The sequence below is a fragment of the Blastococcus saxobsidens genome (genome assembly GCF_002938435.1).
Lineage (GTDB): Bacteria > Actinomycetota > Actinomycetes > Mycobacteriales > Geodermatophilaceae > Blastococcus > Blastococcus saxobsidens.
This window is the reverse complement of record NZ_POQT01000030.1, coordinates 39,489-55,768: the sequence shown is the minus strand read 5'-3', so window position 1 is coordinate 55,768 and position 16,280 is coordinate 39,489. Positions and strand designations below refer to the sequence as shown.

At 74.4% G+C, this 16,280-nt stretch carries 15 protein-coding genes; 1 reads left to right on the top strand and 14 read right to left on the bottom strand.

Annotation, left to right across the window (positions count from 1 at the left end):
• Window positions 1-172: 172 nt before the first annotated feature.
• The 5 genes from C5507_RS16635 to C5507_RS16615 all read right to left on the bottom strand — a co-directional run bounded on the left by C5507_RS16635 (window position 173) and on the right by C5507_RS16615 (window position 5,021).
• A complete protein-coding gene (locus tag C5507_RS16635; RefSeq protein ID WP_091932660.1) occupies window positions 173-505 on the bottom strand; it encodes a small basic family protein in 333 nt (110 codons plus the stop codon).
• 4 nt (window positions 506-509) lie between these two features.
• Window positions 510-1,421: a DUF881 domain-containing protein gene (locus tag C5507_RS16630; protein WP_242611019.1), complete on the bottom strand. Its 912-nt coding sequence runs from the start codon at window positions 1,419-1,421 to the stop codon at window positions 510-512.
• A complete protein-coding gene (gene clsA, locus C5507_RS16625) occupies window positions 1,418-2,086 on the bottom strand; it encodes a cardiolipin synthase ClsA (protein ID WP_104529626.1) in 669 nt (222 codons plus the stop codon). The genes C5507_RS16630 and clsA overlap by 4 nt, the downstream gene beginning before the upstream one ends.
• Before the next feature lie 149 nt (window positions 2,087-2,235).
• Window positions 2,236-4,311 (bottom strand): elongation factor G-like protein EF-G2, encoded by a 2,076-nt coding sequence (locus C5507_RS16620; RefSeq protein WP_104529625.1) that lies wholly within the window; start codon window positions 4,309-4,311, stop codon window positions 2,236-2,238.
• Between the two features lie 185 nt (window positions 4,312-4,496).
• Window positions 4,497-5,021: a DUF2243 domain-containing protein gene (locus tag C5507_RS16615; protein WP_104529624.1), complete on the bottom strand. Its 525-nt coding sequence runs from the start codon at window positions 5,019-5,021 to the stop codon at window positions 4,497-4,499.
• A gap of 55 nt (window positions 5,022-5,076) precedes the next feature.
• Between C5507_RS16615 and C5507_RS16610 the strand changes: the two genes are divergently transcribed.
• The gene (locus C5507_RS16610) at window positions 5,077-5,277 is read left to right on the top strand and encodes a hypothetical protein (RefSeq protein ID WP_104529634.1); all 201 of its coding nucleotides are present in this window, start codon (window positions 5,077-5,079) and stop codon (window positions 5,275-5,277) included.
• Between the two features lie 135 nt (window positions 5,278-5,412).
• Here C5507_RS16610 and C5507_RS16605 read toward each other — a convergent pair whose 3' ends face one another.
• From C5507_RS16605 to C5507_RS16565, 9 genes are all read right to left on the bottom strand, one after another.
• Window positions 5,413-6,861, bottom strand: a complete 1,449-nt coding sequence (locus C5507_RS16605; RefSeq protein WP_104529623.1) for an FAD-binding oxidoreductase — start codon at window positions 6,859-6,861, stop codon at window positions 5,413-5,415.
• Window positions 6,858-8,369, bottom strand: coding sequence for a malate dehydrogenase (quinone) (gene mqo, locus C5507_RS16600; RefSeq protein ID WP_207225694.1), 1,512 nt, complete (start codon window positions 8,367-8,369; stop codon window positions 6,858-6,860). Before mqo ends, C5507_RS16605 begins: the two co-directional genes overlap by 4 nt.
• A gap of 13 nt (window positions 8,370-8,382) precedes the next feature.
• Entirely contained in the window at window positions 8,383-9,309 is a 927-nt protein-coding gene (locus C5507_RS16595; RefSeq protein WP_104529622.1) for an AEC family transporter, read from the bottom strand.
• On the bottom strand, window positions 9,306-10,169 hold the full coding sequence (locus C5507_RS16590) for an ATP-grasp domain-containing protein (RefSeq protein ID WP_104529621.1): 864 nt from the start codon (window positions 10,167-10,169) through the stop codon (window positions 9,306-9,308). The genes C5507_RS16595 and C5507_RS16590 overlap by 4 nt, the downstream gene beginning before the upstream one ends.
• Entirely contained in the window at window positions 10,162-11,694 is a 1,533-nt protein-coding gene (locus C5507_RS16585; protein ID WP_104529620.1) for an aldehyde dehydrogenase (NADP(+)), read from the bottom strand. Before C5507_RS16585 ends, C5507_RS16590 begins: the two co-directional genes overlap by 8 nt.
• Before the next feature lie 31 nt (window positions 11,695-11,725).
• Window positions 11,726-12,895 (bottom strand): L-talarate/galactarate dehydratase, encoded by a 1,170-nt coding sequence (locus C5507_RS16580; protein WP_242611018.1) that lies wholly within the window; start codon window positions 12,893-12,895, stop codon window positions 11,726-11,728.
• A 30-nt stretch (window positions 12,896-12,925) separates the two neighbouring features.
• Complete coding sequence (locus C5507_RS16575) at window positions 12,926-14,257, bottom strand: enolase C-terminal domain-like protein (RefSeq protein ID WP_104529618.1); 1,332 nt, start codon at window positions 14,255-14,257, stop codon at window positions 12,926-12,928.
• A 25-nt stretch (window positions 14,258-14,282) separates the two neighbouring features.
• Entirely contained in the window at window positions 14,283-15,197 is a 915-nt protein-coding gene (gene kdgD, locus C5507_RS16570; RefSeq protein ID WP_104529617.1) for a 5-dehydro-4-deoxyglucarate dehydratase, read from the bottom strand.
• 148 nt (window positions 15,198-15,345) lie between these two features.
• Complete coding sequence (locus tag C5507_RS16565; RefSeq protein ID WP_104529616.1) at window positions 15,346-16,245, bottom strand: LysR substrate-binding domain-containing protein; 900 nt, start codon at window positions 16,243-16,245, stop codon at window positions 15,346-15,348.
• Between the last annotated feature and the right edge of the window lie 35 nt (window positions 16,246-16,280).

Below are 16,280 nucleotides of genomic sequence, written 5' to 3'. Positions count from 1 at the left end.
CCCGGTGCGACCGCCGGCTCGGCCGGGTCCGTCGCCGCGGGCCGGGCCGGCTCCGGCGGCGCCCCCGGCGGGGGCACCGCCGGCTCGGGGGGCTCCGGGTCGGGGACCGCCGGGTCGGGGACCGCCGGGTCGGGGACCGCCGGGTCGGGGACCGCGGGGGTCTGCGGCCCGGTCATGCGCGGAAGACGTGCCGCCGGATGGCCGCGGCGTTGCCGAAGATGCGGATGCCCAGCACCACGACCACCGCCGTGGACAGCTGGGCGCCCACCCCGAGCTGGTCGCCCAGGAAGACGATCAGCGCCGCCACCACGACGTTCGAGACGAACGAGATCACGAAGACCTTGGCGTCGAAGATGCCGTCCAGGCGCGCCCGGAAGCCCCCGAAGACGGCATCGAGCGCCGCGACCACGGCGATCGGCAGGTAGGGCTGCAGCCACAACGGGACCGTGGGGTCGAAGACCAGCCCGAGGAGGACTCCCGCCGCGAGTCCGAGGATCGGGATCACGGGGTCAGCCTCCGGGGGTGGGGTCGGCGCCGGGCACCCGGCGGGTATCCAGCGGTTCGGCGGATCGCAGCTCCGGTGAGCCGGCGGCGGGAAGGGACAGCTCGTCCTCCTTGGCGAACTCGAAGCGGAGGCCGAAGTTGAGCGAGTCCTCGGCCAGGGCCTGGACCTGGGGGTTGAGCAGGAAGGCCGAGGCGAGCGCGTCGGGGTCCCCGATCGCGGCGACCACGTAGGGGTTGGTCACCGGCCGGAAGTCCACGAGCACCGCTTCCCCGGCGAACCGGATCGCGCTGGTCGGGCCCAGCCGCTGCCCGTTGATGCTGATGGCCTCGGCGCCGACGGCCCAGAGCGCGTTGACGACCCGCTGCAGGTCGCCGTCCTGGACCCGGCCGCGAGGATCGGTCGCGGCGGTCCCGCCGCCCACGGGGTCGTCGTCGGCCTCGGCCTCGGCGTTGGCGAGCGTGACCAGCAGGCCCGGTCCGGTGACGGGGACGGCGCCGGTGCCCTGCTCGGCGCGCGCGAGCGCGTCCAGCGCCCGCTGGCCCACCGCGGTCGCGGCCAGCAGGTCGTCGCTGGTCCGGCTCACCTCGACGCGGAGCTCCTCCAGCTGGGCGGCCAGCTCGTCGCTGAGGGCGGACTCCTCCTGGATGTCGCTCACCAGGGCCTCGCGGATCTCCTGGCGGCCCTGCGCCTTGGCCGCGGCCTGGTCGTAGGTGACGGCGACGAGCACGCCGGCCACCGCCATGGTCAGGGCCACCAGGGCCTGCCCGCGCCACCGCGGCGGGGGCTGCTGCTCACCACGGGCGGCCCGTGCCTCCGCGGCTTGCGCGTAGGCGGGGTCGAGCGTCTCGGCGAGCACGTCGTCGAGCAGGGAGGCGCCCAGCGATCGGATGCCGCCGGCCGGACGGCCGGCGGTCACGAGCGGTTCCCGGACCGGGCGGCCCGCTCCCCGGCGACGATGCCGATCACCTGGATGACGTAGAAGGCACCGGCCAGCAGGTACAGAACCGTCCCCCAGATGGTGAACGCCCAGGCGAAGGGCTCGGCGATCGTGGCCAGCAGGCCGTCGCCGTCGGCCAGCAGCAGGCCCGGGAAGGCGTACAGCAGCAGGAACGTGGCCGCCTTGCCCAGGTAGTGCACCTGCAGCGGCGGGTAGCCGTAGGCGCGCAGCACCAGCAGCATCACGCCCAGGACGAGTTCCCGGCCGACCAGCAGGGCCACGAGCCACACCGGGACGAAGTCGCGCAGGGCCAACGCCACCAGCGTGCAGACGATGTAGAGCCGGTCGGCCGCCGGGTCCAGCAGCGCGCCCAGCCGGCTGCCCTGGTCCAGCCAGCGGGCGATCTTGCCGTCGGCCCAGTCGGAGATCCCCGCGGCCATCAGGACGACCATCGCCCAGAGGTCCTCCTCGGGCCCGAGCAGCAGCCACAGGAACAGCGGCACGCCGAGCAGCCGCAGGACCGACAGCGCGTTCGGGACGGTCCAGATCCGGTCGGGCAGGTCCTCGCGGTCCCCGACCCGCGGGGCGCCTACGCCGTCCCGCGGCACGGCCGGGGACGCCGACGGCCCGTTCGACGACGTCACGATCCCTCCAGCCCCTGCACCACCGTGCCCGAGGCTAGTGGAAGGACCTCCTGCCCCCCACCACTCGCAGGCTCGCGGCGGGTCCCTGCAGGAGGCCACCCGGCCCCGGACCGCTCGCACGCGCGCGGCGGGTCCCCGCCCGCGGCGGGTTACGCGGGGACGGCGAGCGTCGACGGAGCGGGCTCGTAACCCAGCGGCCGCCGGTCGAAGCCGCCGGTGCCGTGGCTGACCGAGCGCAGCGCGCCGGGGTAGCTCAGCAGCTCGACCTCCGGCACCTCGGCGCGCACCGTGACGCGGTCGCGGTCGGGATCGGCCTCGCTCCCGGTCACCCGGGCCCGCCGCGAGGACAGGTCACCCATCACCGCACCCACGTACTCGGCGGGGACCCGGACCTCCACCTCGCACCACGGCTCCAGGACCCGGGTGCCGACGGCCGCGACCAGCTCGCGGAGCGCCAGCGCCCCGGCGGCCTGGAAGGCGGCGTCGGAGGAGTCCACCGAGTGCGCCTTGCCGTCGACCAGCGTCACCCGGACGTCGACGATGGCCCGGTCGCCGTGCACCCCCCGCTCGGCCTGGGCGCGGAGCCCCTTCTCCACGCTCGCGTGGTACTGGGACGGGACGGTGCCGCCCACGATCCGCTGGTCGAAGACGACGCCCGAGCCCGGCGGCCCCGGCTCCCCCTCCACGACCACCACGGCGTACTGCCCGTGCCCACCGGACTGCTTGACGTGCCGACCGGTCACCCGGGCCGGACCGCACAGCGTCTCCACCAGGGGCACCCGCACCGGGACCGTCGTGACGCCCACCCCGTGGCGGGTCCGCAGCCGGTCCAGCAGCACCTCCGCGTGCCCCTCCCCGACGCACCACAGCAGCAGCTGCCCGGTCTCCGGGCGGCGCTCGAGGCGGACGGTGGGGTCCTCGGCCACGAGCCGGGACAGCGCGGTGGCCATCCGGTCCTCGTCGGCATGGGTGGCCGCCTCCACCGCGACCGGCAGCTGCGGCACCGGCAGCTCCCAGGCCGGCACGAGCCAGGGGTCCCCCGGCTCGCTGAGCGTGTCGCCGGTCTCGGCGGTGGTCAGCCGGGCCACGGCGCAGATGTCCCCCGCCGGGCAGTGGCCCACCGGTCGCAGCGCAGAGCCCAGGGGCGCCGACAGGACGCCGACCCGCTCGTCGGCGTCGTGGTCGGGATGGCCCCGCTCGGCCAGCCCGTGGCCGGACACGTGCACGGCGACGTCGGGTCGCAGGGTCCCGGAGAAGACGCGGACCAGGGAGACCCGGCCGACGTAGGGGTCCGTCGTCGTCCGCACCACCTCGGCCACCAGCGGCCCGTCGGGGTCGCAGGACAGCGACGGGGCGGGTGAGCCGTCCGGCCGGGTGACCGGTGGGCAGCCGTGCTCCATAGGGCAGGGAAATGCCGAGACCAGCAGGTCGAGCAGCTCGGGGATGCCGACGCCGGTGAGCGCGGACACGCACAGCACCGGGTGGAAGTGGCCCCGCGCGACGGCCGTCTCCAGGTCGGCGACGAGGTCGGGCACGGCGAGTGCATCGCCGGCGAGGTAGCGCTCCATCAGCGTCTCGTCCTCGCTCTCGCCGATGATTCCCTCGATCAGCTCGGCGCGGAGCCGGTCGGCGTCCGGGGCACCCCCGTTCTCCCCCGGCGGTTCCAGCAGGGAGATCAGGCCCCGGGCGGCGCCGTCGGGCCCGCGGTCGACCAGGTGCATCGGATAGACCCCCTCCCCCAGCATCAGCTGGGCGAGCCGCACCGCCTCGTCGACGTCGGCCCGCGGCCGGTCGATCTGGGTGAGCACGACGGCGCGCGGCATGCCGACGGCGGCGCACTCCTGCCACAGCGCCTGGGTGGCGGCGTCCATGCCGTTGACGGCGGAGACGACGAACAGCGCGCTGTCGGCGGCCCGCAGGCCCGCCCGCAGCTCCCCCACGAAGTCCAACGAGCCCGGGGTGTCCAGCGCGGTGATGCGGTGCCCCGCGTGCTCGACGGTGGCCACGCCGAGCGAGACCGACCGCTGCTGGCGGACCTCGATCTCCTCGCTGTCCAGGCACGTGGTGCCGTCCTCGACCCGGCCCGCACGCGGCACGGCGCCGGTGGCGGACAGCAGGGCTTCGGCGAGCGTGGTCTTCCCCGCTCCGGAGTGGCCGACCAGGGCGACGTTGCGCACGCGCTCGGCCGGCCGTGGCGCCGGGGCCGGGGGGAGGTCCCTGCCCATGGCCGCTCAGCCCTGACCGGCCGGCGCCGGGGCCGGCGGTCGACGAGGTGGGGACGGAGCGACGTCGGCGCTCTCGGCGGATGCGTCCACGGTGCCTCCCGAGGCGGTGGTGTGTCCTGCGTCACAGCCTGCCGCGTGGACGGGGCGCGCGACAAGACCCGGCGGCCCGGTGCACGCACCGTGCCTCACCGCTCCCGCGCGGCGGCCCTCCCGGCCAGACGCGCCACGCCCCGGCGGTGCAGCAGCCAGCCGCCGACGATCAGCAGCACCCCGAGGGCGAGGAAGCCCAGGTCCCAGCTCAGCGGCGCGCCCAGGTCGTCCCGCACGTGGTGCACGCCGAGCAGCTGGTGGTCGATGAGCCCCTCGACGAGGTCGAAGATCCCCCAGCCGGCGAGCACCAGACCGAAGTGGAAGCTCCAGCTGGGCGCGATGCGGCCCTGCCGCCAGGCGACGAGCGCGGTGACGGTGCCGGCGAAGGCCAGCACCCAGGTGGCGAGGTGGAAGAAGCCGTCGGCGACGGTGTTGATCTCCAGCCCGGCCAGGGTCGTCGGCTCCCGCCCCTCGACCGAGCTGAGCATGTGGTGCCACTGCAGGATCTGGTGCAGCACGATGCCGTCGACGAAGCCGCCGAAGCCGAGCCCGTAGAGCAGCCCGGTCGCCCGCGAGGGCAGCCGTGGCCGGTCGGTCGTGGTGTCCGCTCGCTGCGCCATGCCGCTGCGCTACCCCGTCGTCCCCGCGGCACGCCCGCGTCGCATGCTGGTGGCCATGAGCTCCGACCACGCGGCCGGCCGCGACCAGAACACCGGGCAGGCGCACGCCGTCCTGCGCTCGACGGCCGACCTGCCCGCGCCGTGGGCGGCGATCTGCGGGGCGTCGGTCGGCGTCGTCCAGGGGAGGTGGGACGGCCCTCGGGGCACCAGGTCGGCCGACCCCTGCCCCGAGTGCACCCGCCTCGCCGCCGGCTGACCGGTCCCTTCCCTCGTCGCCGGCAGGTGCCCGTCCGGTCCGACTCGTGGAGATGTTGGGGATAACGGCTCACGCGCGTCCGGCCGGCCGGCGGTCCCCAGCACCGCAGCGAGCCGCCCCCTCGGTCTCCGGCTGCTACCGCTCGGCTCGGGCGACGCCGTCCTCGCGAGGGAGCACCTTGCCCGGGTTCATCAGCCCGTCCGGATCGAAGAGCTGCTTGAGTCCTCGCATCAGCTCGAGCTCGTACGCGTCCTTGTAGTCGGCGATGACGTCGCGCTTGCTCTGCCCGAGGCCGTGCTCGGCGCTGATGCTCCCGTCGAAGCTGCTCGTCGAGTCGTAGACCACCCGCGCCAGCTCCTCCGCCACCGCACGGAAGTCGTCGTCGTCGCTGCCCGCCGGCTTGCTGAGGTTGTAGTGCAGGTTGCCGTCGCCGATGTGCCCGTAGGTGACGATCCGGATCCCCGGCACGGCCTTCTGGAGTGCCCGATCGGTCTGCTCGACGAACGCGGGGATGCTGCTCACCGGCACCGTCACGTCGTGCTTCAGGCTCGGTCCCTCGAAGTTCTGCGCCTCCGAGATGCCCTCGCGCAGTCCCCACAGCTCCGCGACCTGGGCCGAGCCGGACGCCACGACCGCGTCCGCGGCGACGTCCCGCTCGAACGCCTCCTCCAGCGCCGCCTCGAGGAGCCCGCCCAGCCCGGCGTCGGGCAGCGTGTCGCCGAGCTCCACGAGGACGTACCACGGATGGACGGCGTCGAGAGGGTCGCGGACGCCGGCCCGGTGCGCGAGCACGAAGTCGACGCTCTGCCGCGACATGATCTCGAACCCGGTCAGCCGGTCGCCGCACAGCGCGCGCACGATCCCGATGAGGTCGACCGCGGCCTGCGGCGACGGGAGCGCCACCCACGCGGTCGCCCGGCTGCGCACGGCCGGGAACAGCTTCAGCACCGCGGCGGTGATGACGCCGAGGGTGCCCTCCGCCCCGATGAACAGGTGCTTGAGGTCGTAGCCGGTGTTGTCCTTGCGCAGTCCGCGCAGACCGTTCCAGATGCGCCCGTCGGGCAGCACGACCTCCAGCCCGAGCGTGAGATCGCGCATGTTCCCGTACCGCAGGACCCCCGTGCCGCCGGCGTTGGTCGCGAGGTTGCCGCCGACCGTGCAGCTGCCCTCCGAGCCCAGCGAGAGGGGGAAGAGACAGCCCTCCGCAGCGGCGGCCTCCTGCACCGCCTGCAGCACGACGCCGGCCTCCACCGTCACGGTCTGGTTCACCGGGTCGATCCCCCGGACGCGGCGCATGCGGTCCAGGGACAGCACCACCTGCCGGCCGGAGTCGTCAGGCATCGAGCCACCGCACAACCCGGTGTTGCCGCCCTGGGGCACGACCGCGACACCGGCGTCCCGGCAGGTGCGGACGACGGCGGCGACCTCCTCGGTCGTCCCCGGCCGCACGACGGCCGCCGCCCGGCCGGAGTAGGCGTTGCGCCAGTCGGTGAGGTACCGGCCCATGTCGGCCGGGTCGGTGATCAGGCCGGCCTCCCCCACTGCGTCACGGAGCAGGGACGGGACGTCGGCGACGGCGCTCATGCGGGCTCCTCGGGAGTGGCGGGGCCGGATGGGTCGAGACGGAGCACCCGCCGGGCCGCCGCAACGCGTGCCGGCAGTTCGTCCGGGTCCGCGCGGGAGGGGTGCGCGGCGGGTGCGAGCTCCCGCAGCCGCGGGCTCCACTCCGCCATCCGGTGCGGGAAGCTCGCGGCGAGGACGTCGACCATCGCCGACACCGCCGTCGAGGCGCCCGGGGAGGCACCCAGCAGCGCGGCCAGCGTGCCGCCGGCGGAGGTGACGATCTCGGTGCCGAACCCCACCATCGCCCCTCGGCCGCCGGCCATCTTGAGCACCTGCACGCGCTGACCCGCCGTCACCAGCTCCCAGTCCTCGGCCCGCACGTCGGGGACGAACCCGGCGAGGGCGGCCAGCCGCGCCCGCTGCGGCTGGGCGATCTGCCGCACCAGGTACGCCATGAGCGCGCGGTTGTCCCGGGCCGAGGCCGCCAGCACGGGCAGGTTCGTGCGCCGCACGGATCGCGGCAGGTCGGTGAGCCGCCCGGCACGCAGGAAGCGCGGCGAGAAGGCGGCGAACGGACCGAAGAGCAGGTACTCCCGTCCCTCCACGGTCCGGTGGTCCAGGTGCGGCACGGAGATCGGCGGCGCCCCGGGGGCGGCGTGGCCGTAGACCTTGGCGTGGTGGGCGGCGACGAGGTCCGGCCGCGACGTGCGCAGGAACTGGCCGCTGATCGGGAAGGCACCGTACCGCCGGACCTCGGGCACCCGGGCACGCTGCAGCAGCGGCAGCGTGCCCCCGCCGGCCCCGACGAAGACGTACCGCGCCCGCAGCCGCCGCCGCGCCCCGGTGCGCCGGTCGCGCACGTCCACGAGCCACGCGCCGCCGTCCCGGTGCAGGGAGCTCACGTCGTGCCCGGTCCGCACGACCGCGCCCGCGCGCTGCAGGCCCGCCAGGAGCCGGCGGGCCAGGACTCCGAAGTCGACGTCGGTGCCATGCCGTGAGCGGGTGAGCGCGACCGGCTCGCCCCCGGGCCGCCGGCCGCCGAACATCAGGGGCGCCCAGCCCGCCAGGACGTCGGGGTCGTCGCTGAACTCCAGGTCGGCGAAGAGCGGGTGGTCCCGCAGGGCCGCCCAGCGGGCGCGGAGGTAGCCCACCCCAGCCGCCCCACGGCCGAAGCCGAGGTGCGGCACGGGGCGGACGAAGTCCCCGGGCGCCCCGAGGACCCCCCGCTCGACGAGGTCCGCCCAGAAGACCAGCGACGTGGCGAACTGCTCCCCGATCTCGACCGCAGGGGCGGCATCGACGGAACCGTCTCCCCGCCGGGGCGTGTAGTTGAACTCGCAGAGGCCGGCGTGCCCGGTGCCGGCGTTGTTCCAGGCGCTGGAGCTCTCCAGCCCGGCCTCCTCCAGCCGCTCGACGACGGCGATCCGCCAGCCCGGCTCGAGCTCCCCCAGGAGCGTGCCCAACGTGGCGCTCATGATGCCGCCGCCGAGCAGGACGACGTCGTGGTCCTCCACCGGGATCCCGGTCACGGTTCTCTTCCTCTCATCCGAGCAGCAGGGCGACGCCGACGAGCACGGGGACCGACAGCACCGTGCTCAGCAGGATCACGTCCCGGGCCAGCAGCGTGCCCCGGTCGTAGGTCGCCGCGTAGACGAAGACGTTCTGCGCGGTGGGCAGCGCCGAGGTGACGGTGACGGCGAGCAGCTCGACGCCGTCGAGCCCGGCCCCCCAGCGACCCAGCGCGTAGGCGATCGCCGGCATGACGAGGTTCTTCAGGACGACGGCCAGCCACACCTGTCCGGCCAGCGCGCCGGCGGCCGGCCGCGGAGCGCCGTGCAGGGTCATGCCGTAGGCCACGAGCGCGGCCGGCACCGCGAGCGCGGCGATCAGCCGGATCGGTTCGAGCACCTGGTCGGGCAGCTCCAGCCCGCTGGCGGCCAGCAGCAGACCCAGCGCGCACCCGATCACCACCGGGGTCCTGAGCGGCTGCAGCAGCAGCGTCCGCCAGGACGGGGCGCCACCGCCGGCACGGGAGCCGGCGAGCACGGCCAGCCCGACCGGCGCCATCACCAGCACCTGGAAGAGCAGCACCGGCGCCACGTAGGCCGCGTCGCCGAGGATGTACACCGACACCGGGATGCCGAGGTTCCCCGCGTTCACGTAGGCCGAGGACAGCGCTCCGGTCGTGAGCTGGGCGGCCGGCAGGCGCCAGCGCCACCGGGCCAGGCCGGCGAACAGCAGCGCGGTCACCACGGCGCTGCCCGCCGTGCCGACGAGGCCGGCCGACAGGACGGCGTGGGTGTCGGCCTCTCCGAGGGTGAGGAACAGCAGGGCCGGGGTCGCCACGAAGAACGACAGGCGGGACAAGATGGTGGGGGCGCCAGCCCCGAGCACCCCGGTGCGGCCCACCACCCAGCCGACCGCGATCACCGCGCCCAGGGCCGCGAAGCCGCCCAGCACCCCGCTCACCGGGACAGTTCCGCCTCCACGGCGCGGACCAGCGCCGACGCCCCCTCGGGAGCCTGCGGGAGGAAGAGGCTCGGTTCGGTGAGCTCCAGCTCGAGGACGACCGGGCGGCCGTGGGCGCCGTCCACCAGGTCGATCCGCGCGTAGAGCGGGGACCGGGCCCCGGGCACGAGCCCGCCGACCGCCGCGAACACCGCCTCGGCGACCTCGCGCTGGCCGGCCGTGGGGTCCACCCTGCGCAGGTCGCCGCGGCTGTCGCGGTCCTGCCGGACCCCTTCGCCGCGCCTGAGCAGCGGGCCCTTGCGGACCGCGTGGGAGAAGCTGCCGCCGAGGAACAGCATCGCGGTCTCACCGGCGTCGTCGACGCTGTCCAGGTACGGCTGCACCATGGCGGTGCGCCCCCGGTCGGTCAGCTCGGCGACGTGCGCCAGCGTCGCCGCCCGGTCCGGCCACCGGGCGGTGTCCCGCGAGCCGGCCGAGACCGACGGCTTCACGACCCACTCCCCCGCGTCCGGCAGCTCATCGGCACGCACCGGGTTCCACACCGTCGGCACCACCGGGAGACCGGCCCGCTCGAGATCGCGCAGGTAGGTCTTGTCGGTGTTCCACCGCAGCAGCGCCACGTCGTTGCGCAGCCGGTCCACGGACGCCGCCCAGCCGAGGAACTCCTCCAGCCGCCAGGCGTAGTCCCAGCAGGACCGGACGACGGCCAGGTCGTAGCCGGCCCAGTCCACGGCGGCGTCGTCCCAGCGGACGAGGTCGACGGCGAGCCCGGCCTGCCGCATCGCCGAGCTCGCGAGCGGCAGGTCGGGGTCGACCCGGAGCCCCCGCTCGGAGCTGACGAGGGCGATCCGTTCACTCACGGGGCAGCTGCAGCTTCCCGTCGATCCGCCGAGGGATGCCCTGGTAGCCGTCGGTCAGCTCCTCGGGCAGCACCTCCTGCGGTGCGCCCTGCCACGTGACCGGACGGAGGAACCGGCGGATGGCACTGGTGCCGACCGAGGTGTGCTGGGAGTTGGTGGACGGCCACGGCCCCCCGTGGTGCTGGGCCCAGGAGACCGCGACGCCCGTCGGGTAGGCGTCGTAGACCAGCCGGCCTGCGCGGGTGCGCAGCTCCTGGGAGATGGCCAGCGGCAGCTCCGTCTCGCCCTGCCCGCGCAGCACGGTGGCGGTCAGCGACGACGGCATCGCGCCCAGCGCCGAGAACAGCGACTTCTCGCCGTCGTAGCGGGCGACGACCGAGACCGGGCCGAAGCACTCCTCGGTCACCTCGTGCGGCAGGTCCGCGGCGGTGGTCTCCAGCAGCAGCGGGGTGGCCAGGAAGCCCGGCCCGTCCGCCTCGTCGCCGGAGGCGACGGTCCCGACACCCGGCAGGCCGGCGAGCGAGGCGGAGATCCGCCGGTAGGAGTCGGCGATGCCGGCGTTGAGCAGGACCTGGGGCGCGCTGCCGCGCACGGCCTCGGCCATCGCGGCGACGACCGCGTCGCCCTCGGCGCCCTCGGGCACGAAGGCCAGCCCCGGCTTGGTGCAGAACTGCCCCGCGCCGAGGGTGAAGGAGGCGACCAGCTCGCGGCCGACCTGCTCGCCGCGCTCGGCGGCCGCCCGCGGGGTGACGACCAACGGGTTGAGGCTGGAGAGCTCGCCGAAGAACGGCACCGGGTCCGGACGGCGCTCGATGATCTCGAGCAGGGCCCGGCCGCCGTTCACCGATCCGGTGAAGCCCACCGCCCGGATCGCCGGGTGCGCCACCAGCTGCGCGCCGGCCTGCAGGCCGTGGACGATGCCCAGCGTGCCCTCCGGCGCTCCCGTGGCGGACGCCGCCCCGGCCAGCACGTCGAACACCAGCTGCGAGGTCGCGGGGTGGGAGTGGTGCGCCTTGACGACCACCGGGCAGCCGGCGGCCAGCGCCGAGGCGGTGTCGCCGCCCGGCACCGAGAAGGCGAGCGGGAAGTTGCTGGCGCCGAAGACGGCGACCGGACCGATCGGCACGAGCATGCGGCGCAGGTCCGGCCGCGGGCCCATCGGGGTGTCGCCGGGGTGGTCGATCGTCGCCTCGAGGTAGCTGCCCTCCTGGAGGACCTCACCGAACAGCCGCAGCTGGTAGCAGGTCCGGGTGAGCTCGCCGTTCAGCCGGGTGGCGCCCAGGCCGGTCTCCCGGTCGGCCACTGCGACGACGTCCTCCCGGCGCGCCTCGAGCGCGTCGGCGAGCGCGACGAGCAGGGCGGCCCGGCCGGCACGGCCCATCGCGTCGAGCGCCGGGAAGGCGGCCAGGGCTGCGGCGCACAGGCGGTCGACCTCGTCGGGGGTCGTCTCGGGGGCGACGACCTCGACCTCCTCCCCGGTGCGCGGATCGATGCTGACGACGCCGGTGGCGGGAGATGCGGTCATCGGGTGCTCCTCGGGGTGGTGCGGACGGCGGTCAGTGCGGGGCGTCGATGCGGACGGTGTCCACGGTCCAGGCACGGGCCTGGTCGGTGAGCGTCACGCCGAGCCCGGGACGGTCGGAGAGGTGCATGCGGCCGTCCCGGATCTCCAGCCGCTCGTGGAACAGGGGGTGCAGCCAGTCGAAGTGCTCCACCCAGGTGCCGTGCGGATAGGCCGCGGCGAGGTGCAGGTGGATCTCCATGGCGAAGTGCGGCGCCAGCTGGAGGTTGCTGTGCTCGGCGAGCGCCGCCAGCTTGAGGAACTGGGTGATCCCCCCGATCCGGGGGGCGTCGGGCTGGATGATGTCGACCGATCCCTGCCGGATGAGTTCGTAGTGCTCGGGGACGCTGGTCAGCATCTCACCGGTGGCGACGGCGGTGTCGAGCGTCCGCGCGAGCTGGGCGTGGCCCTCCGCGTCGTAGGCGTCCAGCGGCTCCTCGATCCAGGTGAGGTCGAACTCCTCCAGCGCGCGGCTGACCCGCATCGCGGTGGGCCGGTCCCACTGCTGGTTGGCGTCGACCATGAGCGGGACGGCGTCGCCGATGTGCTCGCGCACCGCGCGCACGCGGCGCAGGTCCTCGGCCGAGTCCGGCAGGCCCACCTTGATCTTGATGCCGCCGATGCCCTCGGCGAGCGTGCGGGTGGCGTTGTCCTTGACCTGCTCGATCGACTCGTGCAGGAAGCCGCCCGAGGTGTTGTAGCAGCGTACTGAGTCCCCGTGGGCGCCCAGCAGCTTGGCCAGGGGCAGCCCGGCGCGCTTGGCCTTGAGGTCCCAGAGGGCGATGTCGATGGCGGCGATGGCCTGGGTGGAGGCCCCGCTGCGACCGACCGAGGCACCGGCCCAGACCAGCTTGGTCCACAGCCGGGCGATGTCGCTCGGGTCCTCGCCGATGAGGTCCGGCGCGACCTCCCGGGCGTGCGCGAACTGGGCCGGCCCGCCGGCGCGCTTGGAGTAGCCGAAGCCGACACCCTCGAGACCGGCCTCGGTGCGGATCTCCGCGAACAGGAAGACCACCTCGGTCATGGGCCGCTGCCGGCCGGTGAAGACCTTGGCGTCGCTGATCGCGTTCGCCAGCGGCAGGACGACCGACGACAGCGTCACCGACTCGATCCGGTCGACGACGGCGGGGCTGTCGGTGCGGACGACCGAGGGGACAGCGGTCACGGGGCGCTCCAGGCTGTGGGTGGGGATGGATCAGCGGACGAGGCAGGGGCGCTTGGGGTCGAACTCCCAGCCGGGGACGAGGTACTGCATGGCGACGGCGTCGTCGCGCGCACTCAAGCCCTGCTCGAGGTAGAGCCGGTGGGCCTCGTCGAGAGCGTCCCGGTCGAGCTCCACCCCCAGGCCCGGCGTGGTCGGCACGGCGATGGCGCCGTCGCGGATCTGCAGCGGCTCCTTCGTGAGCGGCTGGCCGTCCTGCCAGATCCAGTGGGTGTCCAGCGCCGTGATCTCCCCGGGCGCCGCGGCGCCCACCTGGGTGAACATCGCCAGCGAGATGTCGAAGTGGTTGTTGGAGTGCGAGCCCCAGGTGAGGCCGAAGTCCGAGCACAGCTGGGCGACGCGTACCGAACCGCGCATGGTCCAGAAGTGCGGGTCGGCCAGCGGGATGTCGACGGCGTTCGTCCGCACCGCGTGCGCCATCTGCCGCCAGTCGGTGGCGATCATGTTCGTCGCGGTGGGCAGCCCGGTGGCGCGCTTGAACTCGGCCATCACCTCGCGGCCGGAGAAGCCGCCCTCGGCGCCCACCGGGTCCTCGGCGTAGGCCAGGACGCCCGCCAGGTCCCGGCACAGCCGCACGGCATCGGCCAGCAGCCACCCGCCGTTGGGGTCCAGGGTGATCCGCGCGTCGGGGAACCGGCGGGCCAGGGCCCGGACGGCCTCGACCTCCTGCTCCCCCGGCAGCACCCCGCCCTTCAGCTTGAAGTCGGAGAACCCGTACCGCGCCTGCGCCGCCTCGGCCAGGGCGACGACCGCCTCCGGCGTCATCGCCTCCTCGCGCCGCAGCCGCTCCCAGTCGTCGGCCGGGTCGGTCTCCCGCAGGTAGGGCAGGTCGGTGGAGGTGCGGTCCCCGACGTAGAAGAGGTAGCCCAGCATGGGGACGCTGTCGCGCTGCTGCCCCTCACCCAGCAGCTCCGCCACCGGCACGCCGAGGTGCTGGCCCAGCAGGTCCAGCAGCGCCGACTCCAGGGCGGTGACGGCGTGGATGGTCGTGCGCAGGTCGAAGGTCTGCAGGCCGCGCCCGCCGGCGTCCCGGTCGGCGAAGGTCGTCGCGACCTCGCGCAGCAGGCTGCCGTACTCGGCGACCGACCGGCCCACCAGCAGGTGCCCGGCGTCGGTGATCGTGCGGCGGATCGCCTCCCCGCCCGGCACCTCCCCGAGGCCCGTGCGGCCCTCGGAGTCGGTGACGATCGCGATGTTGCGGGTGAAGAAGGGTCCGTGGGCGCCGCTGAGGTTCAGCAGCATGCTGTCGTGCCCGGCTACGGGCACGACCTCGACGGCGATCACGGTGGGCGTTCGGTCGCTCATCGCTGCTCCTCCTCGTCGGCCGGGCTCAGGAGACCCTGGAGACCAGGGTCGTCAGCTCCGCCAGCTCGGTCTCGGTGAGGTCGGTCAGCGGCGGGCGCACCCGGCCCCCGTCGCGGCCGACGGCGGTGAGCCCGGCCTTGACGATGGACACCGCGTAGCCCTTGGTGCGGTCGCGGATGTCGATGTAGGGGATCACGAAGTCGTTGAGCATCGCGTAGACCGCCGTCCGGTCCTGCGCCCGCACCGCGGCGTAGAAGCGCAGCGCGAACTCGGGCAGGAAGTTGTACAGAGCCGAGGAGTAGGTGCTCACGCCGAGCTGGAGCAGCGGGAGGGCGAACGTCTCGGCGGTGGGCAGGCCCCCGACGTAGATCAAGCGGTCGCCGACCTTGGCGTAGGTCCGCGTCATCTGCTCGATGTCGCCGACGCCGTCCTTCAGCCCGATGAGCGTGGGGTTGCGGTCGGCCACCTCGGCGACGGTGCTGTCGGTGAGCACGGCGTTGGCGCGGCTGTAGACGATGACGCCGAGATCGGTCGCCCGGCACACGGCGCCGATGTGCTCGACGAGGCCGGCCTGGCTGGCCTCGGTCAGGTACGGCGGGAAGAGCAGGATCCCGGAGGCGCCGGCCTCCTCGGCGGCCTGCGCCTGGGCGACCGCCTGGGCGGTGCTCCCGGTCGCCGGGGCCAGGACGGGTACCCGGTCGCCCGACTCCTCGACGGCGATGCGCAGCACGCGGTCGATCTCCGCCGAGGTCAGCGAGAACCCCTCGCCCGTGCCGCCGGCCGCGAAGAGCCCGGCCACGTCGAAGCTCGACTGCCAGGCCAGGTGCTCCCGGTACCGGGCCTCGTCCACGCGCAGGTCGGCGTCGAAGTGGGTCACCGGGAAGGACAGCAGGCCGGACTTCAGCCGGTCGGCGAGAGCGTCGGGGGGCAGCAGCGTCACGGGATCAGGTCCTCGGGGTTCCGACGGGTCCGCGCGGTGCCACGACAGGACGTCGGCGGGCACGAGCGGTGGTCGGCGTCACCGTAGGAAGCGCCCACGATGCGTGTCCAAGAGTTGTTTCGCATCGTTCGATGCCCTTCAGGCATCGTCAGCCGCCGGTGGGCGCCTCGGTCCGCTCCAGCAGCTCGAGCACCCGCCACAGCGCCGGGTTGCGGGACTCCCGCACCCAGAGCAGGTGCAGCTCCACCGGATCGGGCACCGGCGTCTCGAGCCGGGTGAACCCGATCCCCTCGATGGGCAGGCGCGCCGCCGAGGCCGGCACGAAGGCGATCCCGCGCCCGGCGGCGACGAGCCAGAGCATCGTGAGCACCTGGCTGACGGTGTGCACGGCGTTCCCCGAGGCCGACGGCACCATGCTGACGACCAGGTCGTAGAAGTACCGCGCGCGGGTGGGCGAGTGCATGACGACCGGCTCGGCGGCCAGGTCGTCGGCCACCACGTCGCGCCCCAGGTCCAGGAGCCGGTGCCCCACGGGGACGGCGACGAGCAGCGCCTCGCGCTGCAGGAGCCGCGACCCGAACGTGTCGGCGTCGAAGGGCGGACGCGCCAGACCGAGGTCCACCTCCTCGGCGAGCAGCGCGGCGACCTGCTCGCGGGTGACCATCTCCTGCAGGTCGAGACCGATGTCCGGCAGGCCCCGGTCCACCTGGTCGAGCAGCCGGCCGAGCGTGCCGTAGGTGGAGGCGGCGGTGAAGCCGATCCGCACCACGCCGCGGGATCCGGACGACACCCGGCGGGCGAGCTCGGGAGCACTGTCGGCCAGCGACAGGAGCCTCCGCGCCTCGGCCAGGAACACCTCGCCGGCGGCGGTGAGCGCCACCCTGCGGTTGTCCCGCTCGAGCAATTGGGCGCCGACGACCCGCTCGAGCTTCTGGATCTGGCGGCTGAGCGGGGGCTGCGTCATCTTCAGCCGCTCGGCCGCTCGCCCGAAGTGCAGCTCCTCGGCGACGGCCAGGAAACCGCGCAGCTGCTCCAACGTGAACGCCATGCACGCAAGGTATCAACCCATGCCTCATTGATCTT